Source organism: Flavobacterium kayseriense, assembly GCF_014305095.1.
Classification (GTDB): domain Bacteria; phylum Bacteroidota; class Bacteroidia; order Flavobacteriales; family Flavobacteriaceae; genus Flavobacterium; species Flavobacterium kayseriense.
The window spans coordinates 97759-123090 of record NZ_JACRUI010000001.1; the positions used below are offsets into that span (position 1 = coordinate 97759).

Sequence of the window (25332 nt, forward strand, 5' to 3'; positions counted from 1 at the left end):
CAACTTAATCAAATTTAGAGAATGCAGCAAATATTTAATTTCATATTCAAAAACAGTAATCGTTTACTGTTTTTGCTGTTATTATGCATTTCGTTTTTGCTTACCATACAATCTCACTCCTACCACAGAAGCAAGGTGATCAGCTCAGCTAATTTCCTCAGTGGTGGTGTGTACCAACAAATCAATGATGTAAGTGAGTATTTGAATTTAAGAACAGAAAACGAGGCATTAGCTCTTGAAAACGCAAGGTTAAAAAGCATTCTTTTTAATAAAAAGGACACCAGCTATCTCAAAAAAATGGATTCTATTGTTGGAATTCCTGCTGATGATATTTTAGTATCTAAGGTTATACACAATTCCTATAATGTACATGAAAACTACTTAACACTGAACTCAGGATCTAATGATGGAGTAAAACAGGATATGGGAGTCATAAACAATTTAGGAATCGTAGGAATCGTCGATAATACCTCCCCGAAATTTGCTACCGTAGTTAGTATCTTAAATGTAAAATCGCAAATTAATGCCAAAATTAAAAAATCAAATCACTTTGGTTCTTTGGTTTGGAATGGTAAAAGCACTGGTTTTGTTCAATTGATAGATGTACCAAGATTGGCATCTGTTCGAAAAGGAGATACAATTGTAACCGGAGGCCAATCTGTTATTTTTCCAGAAAATGTTAACGTTGGTACCATTCATAAAATATACATCGACAACAAAACAAACTACTATACTTTAGATATTAAACTTTTTAACGACATGACTAACTTAGGACATGTTTACATAATAAAAAGTAAAAATCGCGAAGAACTTAATAACTTAGAAAAACGAAACACAGATGAATAGCACTTTGTTATCCAATATATTTCGGTTTATCTTGTTATTGGCCGTACAAATTGTTATTTTTAACAATATGAACTTTTTGGGATTCATAATTCCATTACCCTATATTTTGTTCATCATACTTTATCCGGTTAACGGAAATAGGTCAGCATTACTTTTAGCTAGTTTTGCATTAGGATTCATGATGGACATTTTTTTAAACTCAGGAGGAACACATGCTACAGCCTGTTTGGTACTAGCTTACATTCGACCTTCTATTTTTAAATTTTCATTTGGAATTAGTTATGAATACCAAACCATCAAACTAAATGATGTTTTAACACCAGAGCGGTTTTCATTTATACTGCTTTCAGTTGTAGTGCACCATTTTATTTTATTTCTGCTAGAAGCCTTTCAAATTAGCTTCTTTTTGGATATTTTAATACGAGCACTTTTAAGCGCCGTATTCACAATCATTAGTTGTATAATTATAATATACCTTATTAAGCCTAACAAAAGATGAGAAAACTTCTGCTGCCTTCTTTAATAATCATTGCAGCATCATTGCTACTTATTCGAATTTTCTATTTGCAAGTTGTCGATGATACTTTCAAATTGAAGTCGGAAAATAATGCAATAAAAATCAAATACGATTATCCAGAGAGAGGTTACATCTATGACAGGAATGGTAAATTACTAGTTGCCAATCAAGCATCCTATGATATTATGGTTATTCCTAGAGAGCTTAAAAACATTGACACTCTAGAATTTTGTCAGTTACTTAATATTACAAAAGAGGACTATATTACTAAAATCGCTAAGGCAAAAGTATACAGTCCTAGACTTCCCTCTGTTTTTTTACCACAGTTAAATAAGAGCGAATTCGCCGCATTTCAAGAAAAAATCAGAAAATTTGAAGGTTTCTATTTTCAAAAACGTTCCTTACGTGACTATGAAGTAGATTTTGGAGCCAATGTATTCGGCTTTATTACGCAAGTAAACGAAAAACTTATTGCTAAAAACCCGTATTATAATAGTGGTGATTTAATAGGCCGCCAAGGAGTAGAAGAAAGTTACGAAGAAATATTACGTGGTATCAAAGGCGTAAAATACATCCAAAAAGATAAATACAACAGAGAAATTGGTTCTTATAAAGATGGAAAATACGATACAATTGCCGTACAAGGAGAAGACATTAACCTGACATTAGATGCTGAATTACAGAGGTACGGTGAGCAATTAATGATCAATAAGCGTGGAGGTATCGTTGCTATAGAACCTAAAACAGGAGAGATTCTAGCTTTAGTAACTGCTCCATCTTATGACCCTTCTATCTTAGTCGGGAGACAGCGATCAAAGAATTATACTCTACTGTACCGCGATTCGATTGCAAAACCGCTTTACGACAGAGGGTTACTTGCAGAATATCCTCCAGGATCACCTTTCAAAATCTTAACAGGTTTAATTGGATTGCAAGAAGGTGTTATAGATGAGCAAACTTCCTTCATGTGCCATCATGGATTTAGCTACGCTAGAGGACGATTTATGAAATGCCATGGATTTGGACCGCATACATTACACAACGGAATTTATAATTCATGTAACACCTATTTCGCTCAGGTGTACATGCGAACGATCAACAAATATTCAAAACCAGGATATGCTGTTGATGTATGGAGCAATCACGTTAAAAGCTTTGGCCTTGGCGATTTTATGGGATACGATTTACCAACAGGAAAAAGAGGTAATGTGCCCACATCTCAAACATACAAGAAAATCTATCCTAATGGTGGATGGCGAAGTACCACAATTGTATCTAACTCCATAGGCCAAGGAGAGGTGTTGATGACCCCTATTCAATTAGCGAATATGATGGCTACGGTAGCTAATGAAGGACACTACTACACACCTCACATCATCAAAAAGATAAAAGGAGGTAATATAGATCCTAAATTTAAAGTAAAGCATGAAACTACAATAGACAAAAAATACTTTAAGCCAATGATTAGCGGTTTATTTGATGTGTATAATTTTGGTACTGCTAGCGCTCTTAGGGTTGAAGGTATCGATATTTGTGGAAAAACAGGAACTGCTGAGAATTTTGCTAAAATAAATGGAAAAAGGACGAAGTTAGAAGACCACTCTATATTTGTTGCTTTCGCACCAAAGGATAATCCTAAAATTGCTATAGCTATCTTAGTGGAAAACGGCGGATACGGTGCCACTATCGCTGGACCAATTGCCAGCTTAATGATTGAAAAATATTTAAGAAATAAAATCACAAGAACCGATTTAGAGAAAAGAATTTTAGAACGTAGTTTACGAGACCGATACGCAAAATTAGGAGGAATGAAGGAAGCTAGCGCTATCGAAACAACCCCTAAAGACACCATCAAGAAAACGGTAACGACAAAAATGAGAACTATTGCAATTGATACTACAAAAGAGAATTAACAAGAGATTCATTTAAAATGAAAAACCAAAGTATAAAAAAAAATATTGACTGGAGTTGTGTCATTATATATGCCCTGCTAGTATTAATGGGGTGGCTTAACATTTACTCTTCATCTCTATCATCTCTAGATGGTACCTACGAAAAACAGTTAATATTTATTGTATTAACCATTCCGTTAATTTTCATGATTCTCGCAATAGACGGTAAATTCTATGAAAAATACGCCAGTATCATATTTGGAGTTTCATTACTTACACTTGCCGGATTATTTCTATTTGGAAAAACGATAGCAGGTCAGCGCTGCTGGTACGCTATCGGTAGCTTTACAATACAACCTTCAGAATTTGCCAAAGCAGCAACGGCACTCGCTTTAGCTAAATATTTAAGTGATTCTCAGATAAATTTAAAAGAAGTTAGCAGACAAGTTCAAGCTCTGGCCATTGTGTTTTTACCTGTTTTATTAATCCTACCTCAACCTGACCCAGGAAGCGCACTTATTTACAGTGTATTTCTAATAGTATTGTATAGAGAAGGTTTGCCATCATGGTATATTTGGACAGGCTTCATTGCAATAGCACTATTTATATTTACCCTTGTATTAGAACCACAATATGTCATTTTAATAGCACTAATTGTTATACTACTTGTACACTTTAAGTCAAGATTAGCAGATAGAAATATTGTCCTAAGTGGCATCCTTTTAGTCTTCATCTCTGGCTTTGTCCTTTCTGTGGACTATGTATTTGATAATGTATTTAAGCAGCATCACAGGGATCGTTTTAATATTCTTTTAGGAAAGACAGTCGATTTAAAGGGAATTGGATACAACACTAATCAATCAGAAATAGCTATTGGATCTGGTGGATGGATCGGAAAAGGTTTTCTAGAAGGAACACAGACCAAAGGCGGATTTGTACCTGAACAACATACCGATTATATTTTTACCACTGTTGGCGAGGAATGGGGCTTTGCCGGTTCGATTGTAGTAATTGGCTTATTTGTAACGTTATTTTTAAGAGTAATTTACCTGGCAGAAAGACAAAAAACCAAATTTAGTCGCGTATACGGCTACTGTGTTGCTGGTATACTATTTACACATTTTTTTGTAAACATTGCCATGGTAATTGGAATATTCCCAACCATTGGAGTACCACTACCCTTTTTCTCCTACGGAGGATCGGGATTATGGGGCTTTACGATTTTATTATTTATCTTTTTAAAAATGGATGCAAATAAAGTAAATGAGTGGTAGAGCACGGGCTACTACTATTTACTAAACCAAGGACTACTTACTATCCACTGATTTTTCCAGTTTATTTTCAATGCTATCTTCAAGCGCTGGAAAAAAATTTATACCTGGTATTTTTTCTATGTAATCTACGGATACCACATAATTAAATAGTGGCTTTTCGCTAGTTTTATTAGGTAGTCTAAAAGCAATCATTTTATAGCAGCCATTAGATTCATCTAAAACTACTTTATGAAATTGTTCTGGAATTGCAATATCTTCGTATCCTATAGTTTTTAGAGACGGATTAAGAACTCCTCTCACAACAACATATACTCCATTATATTTCTCCGCCCAAAAGCGAACTTTTTGCTCTAATCGATTCCAAATACTGCTATTACAATCGTGATCCTGCGGCGCCATATTAGAAGTCAAAAAAGTATCATTATAGACGCCTAGATTGAATTCCATATTAGCTGGCTAGTTGTTGATTTAGGTAAGAAATTAAATTCTGCTGCAATCTCAACGACACCATTTTTACTAGAATATAATTCGACGCTATCTACTACCGAACTAACAGTATTTATCTTTTTACAAGTAAGAACAACCAAGACAAGAGTCACAAAAACCAAGCTAAACTTACTTAACTTCATAAACTCATTTTTCATTTTAAGTATTAGAAAAACATTCAAAATACAAAAGCGCATCAAGATTAACTATGTAATCTTGATGCGCTTTTTATAGTGCTACTAGCTCAATAAAGATTTGACTAAGACTTAGCCACTTTATCCTTTTTTAATGAAGTCGTCATTGACTTTTTAACTACTGCCTTATCTTGTAAATCATCTAATACATTTAAGGCTTCTTCAACATAAACATCCTTTGCCAAACCTTCATGCCATCTCTCTCGTTTTTCTTTTAAAATTTTGTCCTTAGCCATTTGCTCCACTTCGTAAGGAAGCGATGAAAACTGCAAAGAATTTTTATACTGTAAAATTGGCTTGTATCTCTTCGCCGCTTCTTCTACAGCATTTTGCTCCATTTTAAATTTATCGATATTTAGACTATAATCGTTTTCTTTACTTCTATTGTCGATCCATTTAGCATTCTCTTCAATTAACTTGAATTGTGCATTATTCTGAATTCTACTTTTACTATTTGCAATTGCTTTATTAAAATTTGCTGTCTTATCCCACACAGTATAATCTGCAGCATCAATTTTATCCCAAGGCATCGCATTATCCATATCGCGTTCACCCATTTTTAAATAAGCATAACGATCTGGCATAACCACATCACTACTTACTCCTTCTAACTGAGTTGATCCACCATTTATGCGATAAAATTTTTGAGTAGTAGTCTTTAATGCCCCTAAATCTCCAACTTCATTGTTACGAACAAACTGGTTAAGGTCTATAACGTTTTGAACCGTTCCTTTTCCATAAGTCTGCTTACTACCTATTATGATTCCACGCTTGTAATCTTGAATCGCCGCAGCTAAAATTTCAGAAGCAGAAGCCGAAAAGCTATTTACCATAATAACCAATGGTCCATCATACTCAATTTTTTTATCACGATCATACAAAACTTCTTTTTTCCTTCCGGCAGATTTAATTTGCACAATTGGTCCTTGCTCTATGAACAATCCTGCTATATCAACAACAGTAGACAATGAACCTCCACCATCGTCACGAACATCTAAAACGATTCCATCAACTTGTGCACTTTTCAGTCTTTCTACTTCAAGAGCAATGTCCTTACCAGCATCTCTACCGTCTTTATTTTCAAAGTCGATGTAAAATTTAGGAAGATAAATAACTCCATACTTTAAGCCATTTCTGCTTACAATACTTGTCTTTGCGTAAGTCTCTTCAATCTCAACAATGTCTCTAATTATGGAAACAATTTTTATTGTACCGTCCACTTTTTTAACTGTTAAACGAACTTCTGACCCTTTTGGACCTTTAATTTTCTTAACAACATCATCCAAGCGCATTCCTACAACATCTACTGCCTGACCGCTTCCTTGAGCCACTTTCATAACTATATCTCCGGCCTCAAGATCTTTACCTCTCCATGCAGGACCACCCGAAATCAATTCTGAAATCTCAGTATAGTCATTCTTCTTTTGTAAACGAGCCCCAATACCTTCAAGTTTACCACTAATACTCACATCAAATCTTTCCTTTTCTTCAGGAGCAAAATAGTTAGTATGCGGATCAAATCGAGCAGTAATAGAGTTAATATATACTGAAAACCAATCATTTCTATCTAAATCATTCATGAAACCAAAATATTCGTCTAAAGACTTTTTGGCAGACTCTCTCGTCTCTTTTTCAAGCTCATCATATGTTTTAATCTTATCTGCATCCCCTATATCTTTTTTTGAAGCAGCCGCATTTTCTGTCAAGTCATCACCTTGAATTAAACTTGCATCTGTATCACTTACAGTATCCTGTTTAATTCCTTTACTTTTATTTTCTTGCAATTTCAAGCGATCAGTCAAAGAGGATAAAGTAGATAATTTAAGTTGCTTACGCCATCTGTCTTTTAATTCAGAAGTTGACTTGGCATAAGGTGCTTTGTCATAATCTGTATTAAAAGTCTCATTGATCTTATAATCAAAAGGAGTTTTTAAAATATCTCCGTAAATCCCCTTACTTTCTTCCATTCTTTTCATCAAACGATCATAAGTCAGATTAAAAAATGTCAAATCCTTATTAATAATTTGGTCATCCAGCTCAGTTTCATACTTTACAAAATCGTCAATATCGGCTTGCAAAAAGAATCTTTTCGAAGGGTCTAAAGCTTGAATATAGTCTTTATAAATTCCTTTTGAGAAGTTATCATCTATCGCAGCGGGGTTGTAATGGCCTTTTTCTATTACAAATGTTAACAATTCCAAAAGCAATTTGTCTTTATCAGGATCTACCTCATTTGAGGATTTCATCTTGAATGCAAACAGCGTTACAGAAAGTAATACAAGTGCAAGAAGTATTTTATAATTTCTTTTCATATAGTTAATAATAGCATTCATCAAAAATTTTTAATCTAAGTTACGTCAAAAACCATCCCAACGATGGCAAGGCTCGCATAAATTTTTGTTAAAGATAATAAATTGTTTTTTTGTTTTATCATTAACGAAACAAGTTAATAATATTTACTTCCTTTGTTACAAATCACCTTATCAAACTGTTATTTACTAAAATCAAGTCATGAAAAAAGCGAAGCCTTTAATATTAGTTACAAACGACGATGGAATTTCGGCCCCTGGTATGAGAGCACTAATTGATGTGATGTCAGATATTGGAGAGGTAGTCGTAGTCGCACCTGACAAACCTCAAAGTGCCATGGGACACGCCATTACAATAAATAACACCTTGTATCTGAATAAAATTTCAAGCGATGGCGATAAGATTACGGAGTACAGTTGCTCTGGCACACCTGTTGATTGCGTGAAAATTGCAGTAAATGAAATATTAAGTCGCAAACCAGACTTATGCGTATCTGGTGTTAATCATGGATCTAATTCGTCTATAAATGTAATATATTCGGGAACCATGAGTGCTGCAGTCGAAGCTGGAATCGAAGGCATCCCTGCAATAGGTTTTTCACTTTTAGATTTTGAATGGAATGCAGACTTTGAAACTATAAAAACATTTATCCGAAAAATCACGCTCGAAGTGCTAGAAAATAAGCTACCAAAAGATGTGGTATTGAATGTGAACTTCCCAAAATTGAAAAAGGAAGAAATAAAAGGAATAAAAATATGTCGACAAGCAAAAGCTCTTTGGGTTGAAAAGTTTGACAAAAGACAAACGCCGCAAGGGAAAGATTATTACTGGTTAGCTGGTGAATTTGTAAATCAAGACAAAGGAGAAGATACTGATGAGTGGGCACTTGAGCACGGCTATATCTCCGTTGTTCCAGTTCAATTTGACCTGACCGCCCACCACGCTACACAGCAACTTAATACGTGGAATTGGAATGAATAAAAAAAAATTATTTGCGGGAACCATACTTGGTTTTGCAGGAACCATACTTGGTTGTTACATCTACTTATCTCTCTTTACTAAGTTTGACTTTAATCAGGGTGTTTCGGTATTGAAATCACAAGGGTCATTAGGTAAACTAATAACCTTGGGATCCATAGTAAATTTGATCTTATTCGGAATTCTTTTAAAACTAAATCAGGATCTGATGGCACGAGGAATAGTACTTTCTGTAATCATGATGGCGATAGTAACTATGTTCATCTAAAAAGTCTATCTTTTATTTGATTCCTTACAGTGCAATAACTATTTTTGAAATCAATTCTATTTAATCTTTTTAGATCCTAAAAATGAAATACTACATCATAGCTGGAGAAGCCTCAGGCGATTTACATGGCTCTAATCTAATGAAAGCTTTATACCAAGAAGATAGTGTCGCAGATATTCGTTTTTGGGGAGGCGATTTAATGGAATCCGTTGGTGGAACTCTTGTAAAACATTACCGTGAATTAGCCTTTATGGGGTTTATTGAAGTGGTGTTTAATCTTAAGACCATTCTAGGAAATATAAAAGTATGTAAAAAAGATATTTTAAAATTTAAGCCTGATGTAATCATTTTTATCGATTATCCAGGTTTTAACATGCGCATAGCGAAATGGGCGAAAGAAAGTGGAATTAAAACTCATTACTATATCTCACCCCAAATTTGGGCTTGGAAAGAGAATCGTATTAAAGATATAAAGCGTGACGTAGATAAAATGTATGTCATTTTACCATTTGAAAAAGATTTTTACGAATCCAAGCATAACTATCCCGTTACTTTTGTGGGGCATCCACTTATCGACGCCATACACAATCAAAAAGCAATTGTTTTAGATGATTTTAGAATACAAAATAATTTAAGCGACAAACCAATTATAGCCTTATTACCCGGTAGCAGAAAACAAGAAATCACAAAAATGCTTTCTATTATGCTAAGTGTAATAAAAGATTTTCCCGACTATCAATTTGTTATTGCAGGTGCTCCAAGCCAGGATTATTCCTTTTATGAAAGTTTTATTACTAATAGCAACATCAAATTCATCTCTAATAAAACCTATGATCTACTAAAAATAGCAACAGCTGCATTAGTTACTTCGGGCACTGCAACCTTAGAAACTGCCTTATTCAAAGTTCCCGAAGTGGTTTGCTACAAAGGAAGCTGGGCGTCCTACCAAATTGCAAAAGGTATTATAACTCTCAAATACATCTCGTTAGTTAATCTTATCATGGATGAAGAGGTTGTTACTGAATTAATTCAAGACGATTTTAATACTAAAAACTTAAAAAAAGAGTTAGTTAAATTACTTGCGCCCGCTCATCGAGAGCAACTACTAAAAAAATATAATTTATTAGAAACTAAGTTAGGTGGAACTGGTGCTAGTAAAAAAACAGCTCGGTTAATTGTAGCCGATTTAAAATCATAATTACAAAGCCTTGAAACCAATACTTTATTTTATTTCTTTTATTCTTCTATTTGCCTCTTGCAAATCATCATCTGTACTTACTAGTAAAACTGAGCGAAAAGAAAATAAAGAAAATCTGAAATTAGCTGATAACATCATCTATTCTGCGAGCGAAAATCTTGGTGTACGCTACAAAACCGCGGGAACTACTAAAAATGGATATGACTGTTCTGGTCTAGTTCTTTCTACTTTTTCTAAATACGACATTTCCTTAGCCCGAACCTCCTATAATCAAGCAAGGCAAGGAATTATCTTAGGCAAAAATCTAAATTTAGCAAAAAAAGGAGATCTTATTTTCTTTAAAACTAATGGCCGATCTCAAATTAATCATGTCGGCATCGTGACAGAAGTGAAGGACGAGGAGGTACTCTTCATTCATACCTCTACCTCAAAAGGAGTGATTATTTCCTCCACAAAGGAACCCTATTATCAAAAAACTTTCGTACAGTTAAACAGAATTTTAAACTAACAACACGTTTATAAGTAAAATTGAGTACTTTAGAGTAATGAAAGTACTACATTTCCCTTTAATAAAGATTACTTTTGGATTCATTCTGGGAATAGTATGCACCTACTATTGGGCTATATCCCAAACAGCGAATTATTTTGGCTTAGTCTTATCATTGTCCCTTTTTTTTCTTTTTTATTATCTCAAAAAAAATAATGACACAAAAACACTCGCGTTTGGTGTCCTAATTCATTTAGTTGCTTTTTTTATAGGAGGAGTTACATTAATTAATAATACTGACTCATATCGGCAAAATAACTACACGCATTGCGATGTTGCTTTTTCTGCTCCTCAAGAAATGACCTTATTGGTAAGAGAAAATCTAAAAAACACCAAGACAAATGAGCGTTACATTGCGTTGCTACAAACGATCAACGGGATACCATACAGCGGAAAAATAATTCTAAATATCTCAAAAGACAACCATTTTAAAGCGCTTAAAGTAGGTCAATATATCTCCGTTAAAGAATTATTATACAAAAACAAGGAGCCAAACAACCCCAATCAATTTGACTATGGAGCTTACCTCAACAAAAAGCAATTATATGCCCAACTGTACAGCAACACCAATCAAATCGTAATTGGGAGCGAATCTAAAAAAGACATTTGGTTTTACACAGACCAATTGCGAACAACCATTAAAACAAATCTCGAAAAAAATAATTTCAGCAAAAAAGAATTAAATATTGCTGTCGCTTTACTGATGGGACAAAAGCAAGAAATAGATCCTGATATTATGCAAGACTATCAATATGCAGGAGCTATTCATATTTTATCAGTTTCAGGACTACATGTGGGTTATTTGATGCTGTTTTTAACCTTTCTTTTAAATCCTATTCCTAACACTAAAAAAGGGACTTTTATAAAGCTAGTGTTAATTATACTCACTTTAGTAGCTTTTGCAATTATTGCGGGACTCTCACCCTCCGTTTTACGATCTGTTGTAATGTTTTCGTTTGTGGCAATCGGTTATCAATTGCGAAGAAGCGTTAATGTTTATCACACTCTACTGGTTTCGGCGCTATTGCTATTATTCTTTCAGCCCTATTTTCTTTTCGACATAGGTTTTCAATTAAGTTACCTTGCACTTTATTTTATATTGTGGTTTCACCCCTTGATCGAGCAATTATTTGCACCCAAAACAAAAATCGTAAAATACGGTTGGACTCTTCTTAGTATATCAATAGCAGCGCAAATCGGTACACTCCCTTTAAGTATCTATTACTTTCATCAATTCCCGGGCTTATTTTTTATAACAAATCTTGTCGTTGCACCTCTACTTACATTTATTATGATTGTAGGGATTATAGTGATGTTCTTAGCCTCAATTGACTTTGTATTTACGGTACTAACGGTTCCTTTAGAGCTTGGGATCTACAGCTTAAACTACGTCATCCACTTCGTGGCTTCTTTTGAACAATTTTTAATAAAAGATATTCCTTTCAATACTTTCCTTCTACTTACTCTTTATGCAATTATAATAAGTGCTATACTGTACTTGAAAAAACCTGCGTTCTCAAAATTAATAAGCGTGTTGTCACTTGTAATAATCCTACAACTTGGCCAGCTCTACAACAAATTTACCATTCAGAACGAGCAAGTATGGATTGTTTTAAATTCGAAAAAAAATACTATAATACTTGAACGAAATGGAAGCAAAGTAAAAATGTTTACAAACGATAAACTAAAAATAACCGACTATAGTAGTACGATTGTACGCTCCTACTTAGTAGCCAATTATAGTCAACTAGAGGCAAAACTAAAGCTATCGAATGTACTGTACTACAATCATAAAAGTGTTTTGATAATTGATAGTACAGGTATATATCCCAAACAACTACAACCTGACATTCTACTACTTACCAATTCACCCAAGCTAAACTTAGATAGGGTGCTAAAAACACTTAAGCCTAAACAAGTTATTGCAGATGCAACGAACTACACTAATATGCAGAAACAATGGGAAGAAAGTTGTAAAAAACAAAAAATCCCTTTTCATGCCATTGCTGAAAAGGGATTCTTTAAACTGAATTAATTTAATTCTGCGTATGTATGATTCCGTTGGCAACTTCTAAAAAAGCTGTTGGCCCTCCCGGAACGTATCCTGTACTACCCAAACCTTCAAAATTAACCTTGCCTTCTTTTTGAGTCGCCTTTACGAGATGTATTGTAGGAAACCCTTGTACACCAAAAGCCTGCATAACCTGATTGTTTTGATTTTGCATCTCCGGAGTTTGCAGATTCTTTCTAGGGAAATCTAGCTCGACTAATATTACATTTGCAGCAGCCCATTTTTCAAACTCAGCTGTTCTCAATACTTCTTTTTGAAGTTTAATACACCATCCGCACCAATCGCTACCAGTAAAAAATAGCAATAAGGGTTTGTTTTCTTTATTACTTACAACCAAAGCTTCCTTCACATCAGTATGCCATGTTAAGTTGGTTGCTTCTCTAGAATCGCTATTAGCTTGTGAATGAATTACCAGCATGTTAAAAAACAAAGCTGTGATAAAAAATAAATTTTTCATGAGTAAATTTAGGTTGTAATCTTAAAGCAAAAATGATACCGTAAAAAACTAGAAGCTACTTTATTCCGTGCATCAATTTCTTCATTACCGGAGTTAACATAATCATCAATAGTCCAATACTAATAGACACAACCGTAAAAATCATAAAAAAAGTAGACAAACTATATTGGGTACTGATAGTTTCGATCATTCCTCCCATTAACCCTGCAATCTTATTTCCCATACCAATAAAAAGGTAATAAACACCGAACATTATCCCAATCCAGGTTGCTGGCACAAGCTTACTAACATAAGACAATCCAACCGGTGAAATACATAACTCTCCCAGAGTATGAAACAAATAAGCAGCGATTAACCAAAACATGCTAACACGAACAACAGATTCCGGATTAATACCCATACTTCCGTAAGCTAAAAACCCAAAACCTAAACCTAATAAAGTCATTCCTAATCCAAATTTCATTGGTCCCGAAAGATTATAGCGACTTTCCCACCATTTTGAAAAAACAGGTGCAAAACACACAATAAACAAAGAGTTTAAAATACCAAACCACGTTGCTGGCACCTCAGTACCTGTAGCAGCGAACTCTCTTCCCACTTTCCACAAAACTATCCCCCAAATCATCACAAAACTAGTTGCTAGAATAAAGTTACCTGTAGCGTACTTTTTATAAGTCTGTTTGAATAATTTCACTAAAACATAAGTAATGACCAAAAGTGGTATAATCGTTAATAACGCATCCGCAATTTTAAATATGGAAGCACTTGCTCCGAAGAGTTCTCTTTGCGTATATTTTTCAGCAAAAATAGTCATTGAACCCCCCGCTTGCTCAAACGCTGCCCAAAAGAATACAGTGAAAACAGAAAAAATTAAAACTGCAATAATTCGATCTCGGATAACATTAGGAGCTGTATTTTCAGCAGCTGCTTTTGCTTTAGACGCTTGCTTAGATTCAGCAGACGGTTTTAAACCTATATCTCCAAAAATATCTTGCGTAAAATAGAATTGCAACATTCCAAAGAACATAAAGATTCCAGCTAGTCCAAATCCCCAACTCCAAGAAATTTTTTCCCCGATGTAACCGCAAAGCATAATACCTAAAAAGGCTCCAGCATTTACTCCCATGTAGTAAAGAGAATAGGCTCCATCTTTCTTCTCAGGGTGTTTTTCGTACGCATAAGAAATAATAGAAGTCATATTGGGTTTAAACAATCCATTACCTACCATCAAAAACCCAATTCCAATATATAAAAACAAAGGTGTTTCCACTGCCATCGAGGCATGTCCTAAAGTCATTGATATAGCCCCTAAAATTACTGCCCAGCGATATCCTAAGTATCGGTCCGCTAACAACCCTCCAATTACGGGTGTAAAATAAACAGCCATTGTGTAAGTTCCATATAATGATAATGCATCTTCAATAGTCCATGCCCAACCACCTTTGGCTAATGAAGATGTTAAGAAAAGTACGAGTAAAGCACGCATTCCATAATAAGAGAAACGTTCCCACATCTCGGTGAAAAACAATACAAAAAGTCCAGCTGGATGTCCTAAAACATTAGTTTTAAAAAAATCGTCGTTCGTGTTTTGATTCATTCTATTGTAATATATAATTTAATTACTTTTTTATTTTTCGTTATCCTCTGCACCGTGAGTCAACCTTTTTAATGGTTTCAATAATAATAAAAAGATTCCTCCTATCACAAGAGTGAAAATTAGTATTCCTAAAAACACCGTGTACTCTCCTAAACTACTTGCTGACTCGCCTATGATACCAGCTACTTTATTCCCAAGACCAGTTGCTGCAAAATATACCCCCATCATTAAAGACGCATATTTTACGGGCGATAACTTCGTTATAAAAGATAGAGCTACAGGTGATATACAAAGCTCTCCTATTGTATGAAAAAGGTAAGCCAAAACTAACCAGATCATACTAGATGACCCTGATTCTTCGAATTGCATTGCGGCAAAAACCATGAATAAAAATCCAAATCCCATGATAACGATACCAATCGCCATTTTACAAATAGAGGAAGCTTCTTTACTTTTCAATTTACGTTTTGCCCAAATACCAGCTACAACGGTAGCAAAAAGTATAATAAATCCTGCATTTAAGCTTTGGAACATAACTGTTGGCACTTCAAAACCTAGCAACATTCTATCCGTCTTAGTGTCTGTATACAAGTTCATTAATCCTCCAGCTTGCTCGTAGGCACCCCAAAAAATAATCACCATAATAAATGATAACAATAATACCAAAAAACGATCCTTATCTTGTTGAGAAGATAGTTCTTTATAAATCATCATCATTAAACCTACGACAACCGTTAAAAACAAGAACAATAAACCGTAACCCCATCCTAAAGTATACCATCCAAACAAAGACAAAATCAAAAACAAACCTGTAATCATTAATTGGTTTGTTGACTTCAGTAAATCCCCAAAAAGCTGACCATATGAACTTTGTTCTGTATCAGCCGCGTCCTGTTTAACAAAGTTACCAACATGTACCAAATATTTTTGTCCCCATAAATATACTACTAAACCTAAAACCATTGCTATACCTGCCAATCCAAAACCAGCATGCCAACCCCATTGTGCAACAACAAAACCAACAATCATAGTAGCTAAAAGTGACCCTGTGTTTATACCTATATAAAAAATGCTAAATCCTTTATCCCTGCGTATATCACCTTGACCATACAAACCTCCTACCATTGTAGAAATATTAGGTTTAAGCAAGCCAACTCCCAAAACTACTAGCCCTAACCCAGTATAAAAAGCCCACGTTTGAGTAAACACTAGAACCCCGTGGCCTATGCACAAAACGATTGCACCTACTAACACAGCCTTTTTCTGTCCTATTAGTTTATCTGCAATCATACCGCCAGGAATTGACATTAAATATACTAACATAGTATACCATCCATAAAGTGCTAAAGCCTCCTGACTTGTCCAGCCTAAACCAGCACCTCGCGGATCATCTCCAAGTGTAGAGGTCGTTATATACAACACTAAAAGTGCTCTCATTCCATAATAAGAAAAACGCTCCCACATCTCTGTAAAAAACAAAATATACAACCCTGTCGGATGACCAAAAAGAGTTGAGTTAATAGGTGCTACAGCGGTTTTTGACATAATATTAAATTTGGTTAGTATGAATATTGTTTTGATTATTGAATATAACAAAAGCCATAGAATGAGAGACTATGGCCGTGCTGAATTATTATTCTTAAAGGTTATCTTTAATAAAATTAGTCATCTTAGTATATAGCTGAATTCTAGTCATTCCGCCAGAAATACCATGATTTTTATCTGGATATATTTGTGAATCGAATTGCTTATTTGATTGAATAAGTGCTTCCATCATTTGCATCGAATTTTGCACATGTACATTATCATCGCCACTTCCATGAATTAAAAGGTATTTTCCCTTCAACTTATCTACATGATTAATTGGTGAATTCTGATCGTATCCACTTGCATTTTCTTGCGGAGTATGCATGTAACGTTCCGTGTAAATACTGTCGTAAAATCTCCAATTAGTTACTGGCGCAACTGCAATTGCAATTTTAAAAACGTCGTTCCCTTTCAAGATGCAATTAGAAGCCATAAAACCACCAAATGACCATCCAAAAATACCAATTCTTGATTTATCAACGTAAGGATAATTACCTATAACTGTTGCAGCATCAATTTGGTCTTCTACTTCGTACTTTCCTAACTCTAATTGAGTCACTTTTTTAAAGTCGGCTCCTTTGTAACCCGTACCTCTACCGTCTACACAGGCAACGATATACCCTTGCTGTGTCAACATCATAAACCAATAGTCGTTTGAACTTGACCAAGTATTCGCCACTTGTTGTGAACCTGGACCTGAATACTGAAACATAAATACAGGATACTTTTTAGAAGGATCAAAATCCTTTGGTTTAATCATCCACGCATTCAACTCATTTCCTTTCTCTGTTTTAATAACAAAGAATTCCTTAGTAGGTAAATCAAATCCTTTGATCTTCGTTGCTAATGCAGCGTTATCTTGTATAACTTGCAATTGCTTTCCATCCTTAGCTGAATTCAGTGTGTAAAGAGTGGGCTGACTTGCGCTTGAAAATCTATTAATGAAATATTGAAAGTTGGGGCTGAATGTAGCTCCATTAGTACCTGTTTGTGTAGACAATTGTTTTTTGCCTTTACCATTCAACCCAATACTATAGATCGCTCTGTTAATAGAACCATTCTCTGTAGATTGATAAAAAATAGAATTTGTTTTTTCATCAAAACCATAATAAGAGGTTACCTCCCATTTTCCGGTAGTAACTTGGTTTTTTAGTTTTCCTGATTTATCATATAAATAGATATGATTAAACCCATCTTTTTCACTTGTCCAAATAAAACTATTATCTTTCAAAAAAGTTAAGTTATCTGTTACATCGACATAGGCTTTATCTTTTTCGTTTAAAGCAACATTGACTTTACCAGTAGTTCCATCGACAAAAAGCAAATCTAAATTATCTTGATGACGGTTTAAAACTTGCGCCGAAAGCACATTGGCATCTTTTGTCCATTGCATTCTTGCAATATAAAAATCGTTGTATTTTCCTAAATCAACTGTTTTTGCAGCATTAGTAGTAACATCAAACAAGTGCAACGAGACTACTGCATTTTTCTCCCCCGCTTTTGGGTATTTAAAAGTTTCTACTGTTGGATATAAATCTTTATTAAACATAGACATCGAAAACTCTGGAACTTCGCTTTCATCAAAACGGATGTACGCTAGCTTCTTACTATCTGCACTCCAATCAAATGCTTTTACAAAGGCAAATTCTTCCTCATACACCCAGTCAGTAATTCCATTGATAATGGCATTTTTCTTTCCGTCAGTTGTAATTTGAACTACTTGTTTGGATGCTAGATCGTATACAAATAAATTATTACCTCTTGCATAAGCAATTTTCTTTCCATCAGGAGAAAAAGTTGGCTCTTGAATTTGAAAATCAAATAATTTAGTTAATTGCTTTGTCGCTATTTCGTACAAATAATAGTCAGCTGTAAAGGAGTGGCGGAAAATTTGCTTAGAATTACATGCCAAAAGCATTGTTTTTTCTGTTGAATCAAATGTATACCCATCAATGAAAGGAAGCCCCTTATGATCTTTAGTATCTATTAATGTTACCGATTTTTTTAAAGTAGCATAATCATATACATCAACTTGTATGCTTCTAGAGGCACGATCCATATTGAGAACAGTATACTGATTTGTGTTTTTCAAGGACTGCAATGCATCCATTCCTTGAGCGCGAAAAGTACCATTATAAATTTGTTCAACAGTAATTTTTTGTTGTGCAAAAATACTGACACAAAAAAATAAAAATAAGACCGAAAAATGTTTTGACTTCATATTATTGATTGATATGTAAAAAGTAGCCCAATTTTAGTGAAAATTTTACAATTATCTAACATTTGTTATGTTAAAAGTTAAAAGCAAATAACCAAAACCCCTTTATTCCAGCTACTAAATTCAAAATCGAAACAGCTAAAAATGTATCTTTGCATTTAATTATAATATAATCTATTGAGAATGAATAACGCCGTTACAGGATTTTCTAAATTATCGAAAGAAGAAAAAATCAATTGGATTGCCAAAGAATACTTTTCGACTCCAACAGAAGCGATCAAATTGCTAAAGAACTATTGGAATACTGATGAAAAAATACAAAAACTACACGATGAATTCATCGAAAACACCATAACAAACTTCTATATACCACTTGGAGTCGCTCCAAATTTCCTAATCAACGGGAAATATAGCACCATTCCTATGGCAATCGAAGAAAGTTCAGTAGTTGCTGCAGCATCAAAATCAGCTAAATTCTGGTCAACAAGAGGTGGTTTCAAAGCAACTGTAATCAATACTGAAAAAATAGGTCAAGTACACTTCTTGTTCAATGGAGACCCTTCTAAATTAGCCTTGTTTTTTGTTGAAATGAAGCAGAAATTCTTTACCGATACGGAAAGCATTACTAAAAATATGCAAAAAAGAGGTGGCGGAATTTTAGACATCACCCTTGAGGACAAAACAAATTTACTTCCTAACTACTATCAACTCCATGCAACCTTTGAAACCAAAGACAGTATGGGTGCTAATTTCATCAACTCCTGCCTAGAGCAATTTGCCAAAACACTAAAAGAAGAGGCACTGAGCTACGCACTTTTCTCCGAAACTGAAAGGGAAATCCAGGTGATTATGAGCATTCTTTCTAACTACGTGCCTAATTGTGTTGTTCGTGCCGAAGTTTCTTGCCCAGTAGCAGATTTACAAGAAAAACATATTGAAAACCCGCTAGAATTTGCTCAACGTTTCGTTCAAGCAGTTCAAATTGCCGAAGTAGAACCTTTTAGAGCCGTTACACATAACAAAGGAATTATGAATGGTATCGATGCCGTAGTTTTAGCAACCGGGAATGACTTTCGCGCAGTCGAAGCGGGCATACATGCCTACGCCGCAAAATCAGGCACCTACACCAGTTTATCCCATGCAAAAATAGAGAACGATATTTTTACCTTTTGGCTAGAAATACCATTAGCACTAGGAACCGTAGGCGGACTAACTTCCTTGCATCCACTAGTAAAACTATCCCTAGAAATGCTCGAGAATCCATCGGCACGCGAACTAATGCAATTTGTAGCTGTAGCAGGATTAGCACAAAACTTTGCAGCATTACGCTCCTTAACAACAACAGGAATACAGGATGGTCATATGAAAATGCACTTAAACAACATCTTAAATCAATTTGATGCAACTGACTCCGAGCGAATCGCTATTAGAAACCATTTTAAAAGCCAGGCCGTTTCCCATAGTGCTGTAGTAGATCTAATCGAAAAATTAAGAGAAAAAGCTATATAAGCTCCATTTTCCTAGGAGCTATTCCCGCTATACGCTGCAATCTTTTTACTTCCTTTTACTTTTCAAGTAAAAGGAAGTAAATAGGATTTACGCTGCTATCGGGGCTAAAAAAATCTGATTCTGAACAAAATCCAGTCAAAATGAAACAAACATTTTACAGCAACGGAAAACTATTAATTACAGGAGAATACCTTGTTTTAGATGGTGCAAGAGCATTTGCACTACCCACTAAATTCGGACAATCTTTAATCGTAGAACAAGGAAATAATAACGAAATAGAATGGACAAGCTATGATGCTGATGGTAGTATTTGGTTTAAAACACTACTCCCGTTTGCAACCATAACCTCAACACCTGACCCAAAAGAAACATCGATAGAAGCTACCTTAATTACTATATTACATCAAGCCTATTTAGCAAATAGTGCTTTTATTGACCAGAGCAAAGGCTTAATTATCTCAACACAGCTTACATTTCCTCGAAAATGGGGTTTAGGCACATCATCAACACTGATCAACAACATTGCGCAGTGGACACAAATAAATGCCTTCACACTGCTTAAATCAAGTTTTGGTGGTAGTGGTTACGACATTGCGTGCGCGCAAAACGACGAACCTATAATTTATCAAATAATCGACCAAGAACCACAGGTCCAAAAAGTGAACTTTGAACCCGCTTTTAGCAATTCCATCTATTTTGTTTACCTAAATAAAAAACAAAACAGCAAGACAGCAATAAGCAATTATCAGAATAATACAAAAACGGAGCTGGCTAAAAATGTAGCAATGATAAACAACCTAACTACTACAATTTTGCACGCGCCAAATTTGCGAACATTTACACAAGCTTTAGAACAACATGAGGTGCTACTAAGTCACCTGTTAGAGACAAGCACCGTACAAGAGAACTTATTTCCTGACTTTGATGGCACCATAAAAAGTCTTGGTGCATGGGGAGGTGATTTTGTAATGGTCATAAGCGAAACAAACCCCAAAAACTATTTCAAATCAAAAGGATTTGAAACCATACTTTCCTATAAGCAAATGATACTTTAATAGTACAAAGCACATTTTAAGGCATAAAAAAACTCGATACTTGGTATCGAGTTTTTTTTATGAATAATAATTAACTAGGTATTTTTAGTAATTAAATTGTTTTCTGTTATCTTCAATTTCTGCCTTATCTTTAAGTGCAGGTAATACCCTGTTTACATCACCAGCAGTTTGACCTTTAATTCTAGCAACATATGGACTAAAGTCTTTTATCGCTGGAGCTTTAGTTGTACTTACGTTTTTAACTACGTAGATACCAGTAGATCCTTCAATAGGAGCTGATACTTTATTCGCAGCCAAAGCAAAAGCAGTACCTACTACTCTAGGCTCTTGACCTACACCACCCGCTAAAACTGGGTTAGCTAAAACTACATCTGTAGCTTGCTCTACTTTTGAACCTGTTGCTTTCGCAATCGCTTCTAAAGAAGATCCTGTCATCTTTGCTTTAATCAATTCTGCTTTTTTCTTGTTCTTTAATATTGGCTCCACGAAAGCTCTAGCTTGTGTAACAGGAACTAAACCTGAATCATCAATGCTTTTCACTCTTGCAATTACGTGACCTACATTAGCAACCTCAAATCTTTTTACTGCACCTATTTTAGAATCACCTTCAAAGGCCCATCTAACAATTGCTCTCTGATTTCCTAACGGACCAAAATTTTCTTGCATAGCACCTACAACGATAGGTCCTGCAACATTTAGTTGCATTTGCTTCGCTAAAGCTGAAAAATCTTTATCTGCCGCTTCCATTTCAAACTTAGTAGCTTGAGTAAATGATTTATCAGAAGTAGATTCTGACGCTTCTAATTTAAGAGCTACAGTAGCTAAACGAATTCCATCTTGCTTATCTGTAATTTTAATAATATGATAACCAAAATCTGTTTCCACTAAACCAACTTTCCCAATCCCATTGTTAAAAACAAAATCATTAAATGGCTTTACCATTTGGTTTGGACTAAAATAACCTAAATCACCACCTTGTTGAGCTGATGAATCATCAGAACTTTGAAATGCCAACATTAAAAAACTATCAGGATTTGCATTTACCTGTGCTAAAATAGCCTCAGCTTTAGCTTTAGCTTCTTCTTTAGTTCTACTTTCTTTCTGATTAGGGACTTGAGTTCCTTCATAGCTAATTAAGATATGACTAGCTTTTGCATTCACTCCTAATTTTTTACCATAAGATTTAGAGATACAGTAGTAGTTACCAAAAACGTAAGGACCATAAACTTGGCCTGGAGCTAAGTTATACAATTGGTCAGCATCAATAGCTGGCAAATCTTTTTTAGCTACATAAGTAGAATCGTAAGGAACATCTGAATTTGAATTAACAAATTCCTCTACATTCTTTGCATTTCTAAAACCAGCCAAAGTATCATTTTTACCAGTTGCTTGGTTATAAACAACACTTCCTGACAATAATTGATTTATTCTTGATTTTACTTCAGCCTCATCTTCTTTTGATGCTTTGTCTTCTATAAGAACATATTCTACCTCACGAGACTCTTCTGATTTGAATTTCTTTTCATTCTTCTTCATGTAATCAACAATCTCAGCATCCGTAACTTTTACATCACTATCTTTTATTGTAGAGTACAAACCAGCAACATAAGCAAAACTAACTTTGTTTGTTTCCATCTCATACTGTAACTTACCTTCAACATCAGTGGTAAAAATCGCTGATCTTACCAGTGTGTTATAGATTTGGTATTTAGCATTAAGCTCAGCATCTTTCTCTTTGTCTTTCAAAAACTGTGCTTGCGCAGGATTTGATTTAAAGTATTCTTTAAATTTTGCAATATCAAAAACTCCGGCAGTATTCAAGAACATTGGGTTTTGCCCAATACTTTGATCGGCTTTTAAAACTTCAAGAATATGCTTCTCACCTACTCTCAAACCTAATTTATCAAATTCAGAAGTTAATAAAGCTACTGAAACCTCTTGTTCCCATACTCTAGTAGCTGCCGCTGTAGAAGTGATTCCTTGACCACTTTTTTCAACGTTACTTACTTTAATTCTAAAATCCTCAAATGAAATATCTTTTCCATTAATGCTTCCCACATCCTTAGAGGTACTGTTGAAACTTCCACTTTGGAATAAATCACCAATGATAAATGCAAATAAAGCAAATGCGATAACTGCAATCATTAAAGCGGAACGTTGTCTAATTTTTGATAAAACTGCCATTTTTATTGTTGTTAATTTTATATTCAGTTTGCGAAAATACAATTATCTAATTAATAATTATACTCGTAACGTTTTATTTTGCAAAAAAAAACTCATTGAAAAAAAAATCAGTCTTTTATGGTCATTTTCACTAATTCAATTTTCTTATTTGTTGCTTCTTCTATAACAAAGTGATAGGTTCCTATAGAAATAGCCTCTCCTTTTAGCGGAATTTCCTTCGTGAAATCGACAATAAATCCACCAAGGGTTCCATAAGAATCACTTTCGGGAATTTGCAGTTTATAGGCTTGATTTAAGTATTCTACATCAAATCGAGCAGAAAAAAGATAGGAATCATCGCCTAATTCTTCTTCTATTAACGTTTCATCAGCATCGTGCTCATCCTCAATCTCCCCAAAGAGCTCTTCAACGATATCTTCCACTGTGATAATCCCAGAAGTTCCTCCGTATTCGTCTAGAATAACAGCAACGCTTTTTCTCTTAATAGTCAGTAAATTCAAAACATCCTTGATAAAAATCGTTTCCGGAAAAAATTCTACAGGGATCACCACTGACTTAATATTTTTTGGCTTTTTAAACAAATCAAAAGAGTGTACATAACCAACAATATCATCAAGTGAGTTTTCATAAACTACAATTTTAGAATAGCCTGTCCTAACAAACAAATCCTTCAACTCATCTATTGGATCAAACAAATCTATAGCCACAATCTCTGTTCGAGGCGTCATAATATCGCGGGCTTTAACACCTGAAAACTCTAAAGCGTTTTGAAACATTTGAATCTCTGAATCGACCTCCTCATTATCTTCATAAGTACTCATTTGCTCGGTGATATAATTCCCTAATTCCACTTTACTAAAATACAATTGAATTTGATCTCCTGCTGTCCTGAAAAATTTTCTCAAAATAAAATCAGATACCCAGATGAAAAAGGTGGAAATAAAATAAAACAAAACATAAAATATGTAGGCTGGAATAGCAAAAAACTTGATTAATGAATTAGCATACAACTGAAAAAACACTTTAGGTAAGAACTCAGCAGTAATCAAAACAATGAGCGTAGACAAAACTGTCTGTATCAATAAATTTAATAAAGGGGAGAATTGGTATCCTAAAGAATCGATCAAAACCATTAATAAGTCACCCATGAAAAAACCATAAATAACTAAGGTAATATTATTACCAATAAGCATTGCAGCAATGAACTTAGAAGGTTTTTCAGTAAGTTTAGTTAAAATCTTCGATATAAATCCGTCTTGCTTTTTTTCTATTTCAAGATAGATTTTATTAGAAGAAACAAATGCTATTTCCATTCCAGAAAAAAAAGCACTTAGTATTAAACATACAATTATAATACTAATTTCCATGGACTAGGATTTGTTATTTCTGTTATGCAGTTTCTTAGCAAAATTTCTTCTAAAGAAAAACATAAATACACAAACCGCAGCAAAAGCTACACTAATTAAAGGAGTTGCATCAGGCACATTCCATTTTGAAATAGCATCGTAGACAAACGCAATAGCTACAATAAGATATAAATAAGGGGTATACTTTAAATAATTCATAAGATGAAATTTGTGTTTTATTCAGACGATTCGATTTCGCCCATGATACGTTGTGAGTTAATGATTTTAAAATCTTTACTAAAATCAATTCCCTGACCGTTTGAAGTCCCTTTTTGGTCTGTAAATTTAAACTTTTTCTCGGTATAAAACCATTCATTCTTTTGATCGAAATACAATTGTTCAGTTTCCAACTGCTGTCCATCCTCAGAAAGAATTTTCACTTTTCCCTGTAAGTCTATTATCGACGTTTGTTTATAAGAAATCGCATAGTTCGAAGTAACCCTCGTTGTTTTGCCCTTATCATCATAAAGTGTGACATCTATACCTTTGGGAAACTCCGTAAAGGGAAAGGCCACAGTAGCAAAATCCAACATCTTAGGACTTATTAAAACTACCTTTATCAAGCCGGAGTCCGTATATTTTAAGTTAACCTTATCTGCGTCACCACTAGGTGTAAACTCAGTAAAGTTAATTTTTTGAACCTCTTTAAAATTACTTTCGCACCCAAAAAACAGAGTCACGGCAAAAGCCATGACCAAGTAAATTAATTTGTATTTTTTTTGTAAAATCATATTTCAA

At 34.5% G+C, this 25332-nt stretch carries 22 protein-coding genes; 11 read left to right on the forward strand and 11 right to left on the reverse strand.

The features are described from left to right. The first annotated feature begins 21 nt into the window (after nucleotides 1-21). Genes mreC through rodA form a run of 4 tightly spaced genes read left to right on the forward strand, consistent with a single transcriptional unit; the run spans nucleotide 22 to nucleotide 4529 of the window. The gene (mreC, locus tag H8R22_RS00410; RefSeq protein ID WP_187009492.1) at nucleotides 22-846 is read left to right on the forward strand and encodes a rod shape-determining protein MreC; all 825 of its coding nucleotides are present in this window, start codon (nucleotides 22-24) and stop codon (nucleotides 844-846) included. Further along, nucleotides 839-1345 (forward strand): rod shape-determining protein MreD, encoded by a 507-nt coding sequence (locus H8R22_RS00415; protein ID WP_187009491.1) that lies wholly within the window; start codon nucleotides 839-841, stop codon nucleotides 1343-1345. Before mreC ends, H8R22_RS00415 begins: the two co-directional genes overlap by 8 nt. Beyond that, entirely contained in the window at nucleotides 1342-3276 is a 1935-nt protein-coding gene (mrdA, locus tag H8R22_RS00420) for a penicillin-binding protein 2 (protein WP_187009490.1), read from the forward strand. Before H8R22_RS00415 ends, mrdA begins: the two co-directional genes overlap by 4 nt. Before the next feature lie 17 nt (nucleotides 3277-3293). Further along, nucleotides 3294-4529 carry a rod shape-determining protein RodA gene (gene rodA, locus H8R22_RS00425; RefSeq protein WP_187009489.1) on the forward strand — a complete coding sequence of 412 codons (1236 nt, stop codon included), beginning with the start codon at nucleotides 3294-3296 and terminating at the stop codon, nucleotides 4527-4529. Between the two features lie 33 nt (nucleotides 4530-4562). Here the strand turns inward: rodA and H8R22_RS00430 are convergent, their stop codons facing one another. The 3 genes from H8R22_RS00430 to H8R22_RS00440 all read right to left on the reverse strand — a co-directional run bounded on the left by H8R22_RS00430 (nucleotide 4563) and on the right by H8R22_RS00440 (nucleotide 7542). Beyond that, nucleotides 4563-4976, reverse strand: coding sequence for a DNA/RNA non-specific endonuclease (locus tag H8R22_RS00430; RefSeq protein WP_187009488.1), 414 nt, complete (start codon nucleotides 4974-4976; stop codon nucleotides 4563-4565). Continuing rightward, nucleotides 4961-5158 (reverse strand): hypothetical protein, encoded by a 198-nt coding sequence (locus tag H8R22_RS00435; RefSeq protein WP_187009487.1) that lies wholly within the window; start codon nucleotides 5156-5158, stop codon nucleotides 4961-4963. Before H8R22_RS00435 ends, H8R22_RS00430 begins: the two co-directional genes overlap by 16 nt. Before the next feature lie 116 nt (nucleotides 5159-5274). Further along, nucleotides 5275-7542 carry a carboxy terminal-processing peptidase gene (locus tag H8R22_RS00440; protein WP_187009486.1) on the reverse strand — a complete coding sequence of 756 codons (2268 nt, stop codon included), beginning with the start codon at nucleotides 7540-7542 and terminating at the stop codon, nucleotides 5275-5277. A 178-nt stretch (nucleotides 7543-7720) separates the two neighbouring features. Between H8R22_RS00440 and surE the strand changes: the two genes are divergently transcribed. From surE to H8R22_RS00465, 5 genes are all read left to right on the forward strand, one after another. Next, complete coding sequence (surE, locus tag H8R22_RS00445) at nucleotides 7721-8500, forward strand: 5'/3'-nucleotidase SurE (protein ID WP_187009485.1); 780 nt, start codon at nucleotides 7721-7723, stop codon at nucleotides 8498-8500. Beyond that, on the forward strand, nucleotides 8493-8765 hold the full coding sequence (locus H8R22_RS00450; RefSeq protein WP_187009484.1) for a hypothetical protein: 273 nt from the start codon (nucleotides 8493-8495) through the stop codon (nucleotides 8763-8765). Before surE ends, H8R22_RS00450 begins: the two co-directional genes overlap by 8 nt. 82 nt (nucleotides 8766-8847) lie before the next feature. Then, entirely contained in the window at nucleotides 8848-9963 is a 1116-nt protein-coding gene (lpxB, locus tag H8R22_RS00455) for a lipid-A-disaccharide synthase (protein WP_187009483.1), read from the forward strand. A 10-nt stretch (nucleotides 9964-9973) separates the two neighbouring features. After that, nucleotides 9974-10471, forward strand: a complete 498-nt coding sequence (locus H8R22_RS00460) for a C40 family peptidase (RefSeq protein ID WP_187009482.1) — start codon at nucleotides 9974-9976, stop codon at nucleotides 10469-10471. A 37-nt stretch (nucleotides 10472-10508) separates the two neighbouring features. Then, entirely contained in the window at nucleotides 10509-12545 is a 2037-nt protein-coding gene (locus tag H8R22_RS00465; RefSeq protein ID WP_187009481.1) for a ComEC/Rec2 family competence protein, read from the forward strand. A 1-nt stretch (nucleotide 12546) separates the two neighbouring features. Here the strand turns inward: H8R22_RS00465 and H8R22_RS00470 are convergent, their stop codons facing one another. The 4 genes from H8R22_RS00470 to H8R22_RS00485 all read right to left on the reverse strand — a co-directional run bounded on the left by H8R22_RS00470 (nucleotide 12547) and on the right by H8R22_RS00485 (nucleotide 18443). Further along, entirely contained in the window at nucleotides 12547-13038 is a 492-nt protein-coding gene (locus H8R22_RS00470) for a thioredoxin family protein (RefSeq protein WP_187009480.1), read from the reverse strand. 55 nt (nucleotides 13039-13093) lie between these two features. Continuing rightward, nucleotides 13094-14635, reverse strand: a complete 1542-nt coding sequence (locus H8R22_RS00475) for a peptide MFS transporter (RefSeq protein ID WP_187009479.1) — start codon at nucleotides 14633-14635, stop codon at nucleotides 13094-13096. Nucleotides 14636-14665: 30 nt separating this feature from the next. Next, nucleotides 14666-16180 carry a peptide MFS transporter gene (locus H8R22_RS00480; protein ID WP_187009478.1) on the reverse strand — a complete coding sequence of 505 codons (1515 nt, stop codon included), beginning with the start codon at nucleotides 16178-16180 and terminating at the stop codon, nucleotides 14666-14668. A 94-nt stretch (nucleotides 16181-16274) separates the two neighbouring features. Continuing rightward, nucleotides 16275-18443, reverse strand: a complete 2169-nt coding sequence (locus tag H8R22_RS00485; RefSeq protein WP_187009477.1) for a S9 family peptidase — start codon at nucleotides 18441-18443, stop codon at nucleotides 16275-16277. A gap of 180 nt (nucleotides 18444-18623) precedes the next feature. Here H8R22_RS00485 and H8R22_RS00490 point away from each other — a divergent pair, with 180 nt between their 5' ends. Beyond that, nucleotides 18624-19949, forward strand: coding sequence for a hydroxymethylglutaryl-CoA reductase, degradative (locus H8R22_RS00490; RefSeq protein WP_187009476.1), 1326 nt, complete (start codon nucleotides 18624-18626; stop codon nucleotides 19947-19949). 140 nt (nucleotides 19950-20089) lie between these two features. Continuing rightward, on the forward strand, nucleotides 20090-21004 hold the full coding sequence (locus H8R22_RS00495; RefSeq protein WP_187009475.1) for a GYDIA family GHMP kinase: 915 nt from the start codon (nucleotides 20090-20092) through the stop codon (nucleotides 21002-21004). An 84-nt stretch (nucleotides 21005-21088) separates the two neighbouring features. Here the strand turns inward: H8R22_RS00495 and H8R22_RS00500 are convergent, their stop codons facing one another. The 4 genes from H8R22_RS00500 to lptC all read right to left on the reverse strand — a co-directional run bounded on the left by H8R22_RS00500 (nucleotide 21089) and on the right by lptC (nucleotide 25325). After that, nucleotides 21089-23188 carry a peptidylprolyl isomerase gene (locus tag H8R22_RS00500; protein ID WP_187009474.1) on the reverse strand — a complete coding sequence of 700 codons (2100 nt, stop codon included), beginning with the start codon at nucleotides 23186-23188 and terminating at the stop codon, nucleotides 21089-21091. Nucleotides 23189-23295: 107 nt separating this feature from the next. After that, nucleotides 23296-24555, reverse strand: coding sequence for a hemolysin family protein (locus tag H8R22_RS00505; RefSeq protein ID WP_187009473.1), 1260 nt, complete (start codon nucleotides 24553-24555; stop codon nucleotides 23296-23298). Between the two features lie 3 nt (nucleotides 24556-24558). Next, complete coding sequence (locus H8R22_RS00510) at nucleotides 24559-24753, reverse strand: hypothetical protein (RefSeq protein WP_187009472.1); 195 nt, start codon at nucleotides 24751-24753, stop codon at nucleotides 24559-24561. Nucleotides 24754-24770: 17 nt separating this feature from the next. After that, nucleotides 24771-25325 carry an LPS export ABC transporter periplasmic protein LptC gene (gene lptC / locus H8R22_RS00515; RefSeq protein ID WP_187009471.1) on the reverse strand — a complete coding sequence of 185 codons (555 nt, stop codon included), beginning with the start codon at nucleotides 25323-25325 and terminating at the stop codon, nucleotides 24771-24773. Between the last annotated feature and the right edge of the window lie 7 nt (nucleotides 25326-25332).

Excerpts from the sequence above, each read along its gene's own strand:
- H8R22_RS00450 (WP_187009484.1), top strand. The coding sequence starts at position 8,493 with ATGAATAAAAAAAAATTATTTGCGGGAACCATACTTGGTTTTGCAGGA.
- rodA (WP_187009489.1), top strand. The coding sequence starts at position 3,294 with ATGAAAAACCAAAGTATAAAAAAAAATATTGACTGGAGTTGTGTCATT.
- mrdA (WP_187009490.1), top strand. The coding sequence starts at position 1,342 with ATGAGAAAACTTCTGCTGCCTTCTTTAATAATCATTGCAGCATCATTG.
- H8R22_RS00470 (WP_187009480.1), bottom strand. The coding sequence starts at position 13,038 with ATGAAAAATTTATTTTTTATCACAGCTTTGTTTTTTAACATGCTGGTA.
- H8R22_RS00485 (WP_187009477.1), bottom strand. The coding sequence starts at position 18,443 with ATGAAGTCAAAACATTTTTCGGTCTTATTTTTATTTTTTTGTGTCAGT.
- H8R22_RS00465 (WP_187009481.1), top strand. The coding sequence starts at position 10,509 with ATGAAAGTACTACATTTCCCTTTAATAAAGATTACTTTTGGATTCATT.
- H8R22_RS00510 (WP_187009472.1), bottom strand. The coding sequence starts at position 24,753 with ATGAATTATTTAAAGTATACCCCTTATTTATATCTTATTGTAGCTATT.
- lpxB (WP_187009483.1), top strand. The coding sequence starts at position 8,848 with ATGAAATACTACATCATAGCTGGAGAAGCCTCAGGCGATTTACATGGC.
- H8R22_RS00415 (WP_187009491.1), top strand. The coding sequence starts at position 839 with ATGAATAGCACTTTGTTATCCAATATATTTCGGTTTATCTTGTTATTG.
- surE (WP_187009485.1), top strand. The coding sequence starts at position 7,721 with ATGAAAAAAGCGAAGCCTTTAATATTAGTTACAAACGACGATGGAATT.
- H8R22_RS00495 (WP_187009475.1), top strand. The coding sequence starts at position 20,090 with ATGAAACAAACATTTTACAGCAACGGAAAACTATTAATTACAGGAGAA.
- H8R22_RS00505 (WP_187009473.1), bottom strand. The coding sequence starts at position 24,555 with ATGGAAATTAGTATTATAATTGTATGTTTAATACTAAGTGCTTTTTTT.
- mreC (WP_187009492.1), top strand. The coding sequence starts at position 22 with ATGCAGCAAATATTTAATTTCATATTCAAAAACAGTAATCGTTTACTG.
- H8R22_RS00490 (WP_187009476.1), top strand. The coding sequence starts at position 18,624 with ATGAATAACGCCGTTACAGGATTTTCTAAATTATCGAAAGAAGAAAAA.
- H8R22_RS00480 (WP_187009478.1), bottom strand. The coding sequence starts at position 16,180 with ATGTCAAAAACCGCTGTAGCACCTATTAACTCAACTCTTTTTGGTCAT.
- lptC (WP_187009471.1), bottom strand. The coding sequence starts at position 25,325 with ATGATTTTACAAAAAAAATACAAATTAATTTACTTGGTCATGGCTTTT.
- H8R22_RS00500 (WP_187009474.1), bottom strand. The coding sequence starts at position 23,188 with ATGGCAGTTTTATCAAAAATTAGACAACGTTCCGCTTTAATGATTGCA.
- H8R22_RS00440 (WP_187009486.1), bottom strand. The coding sequence starts at position 7,542 with ATGAATGCTATTATTAACTATATGAAAAGAAATTATAAAATACTTCTT.
- H8R22_RS00475 (WP_187009479.1), bottom strand. The coding sequence starts at position 14,635 with ATGAATCAAAACACGAACGACGATTTTTTTAAAACTAATGTTTTAGGA.
- H8R22_RS00430 (WP_187009488.1), bottom strand. The coding sequence starts at position 4,976 with ATGGAATTCAATCTAGGCGTCTATAATGATACTTTTTTGACTTCTAAT.
- H8R22_RS00435 (WP_187009487.1), bottom strand. The coding sequence starts at position 5,158 with ATGAAGTTAAGTAAGTTTAGCTTGGTTTTTGTGACTCTTGTCTTGGTT.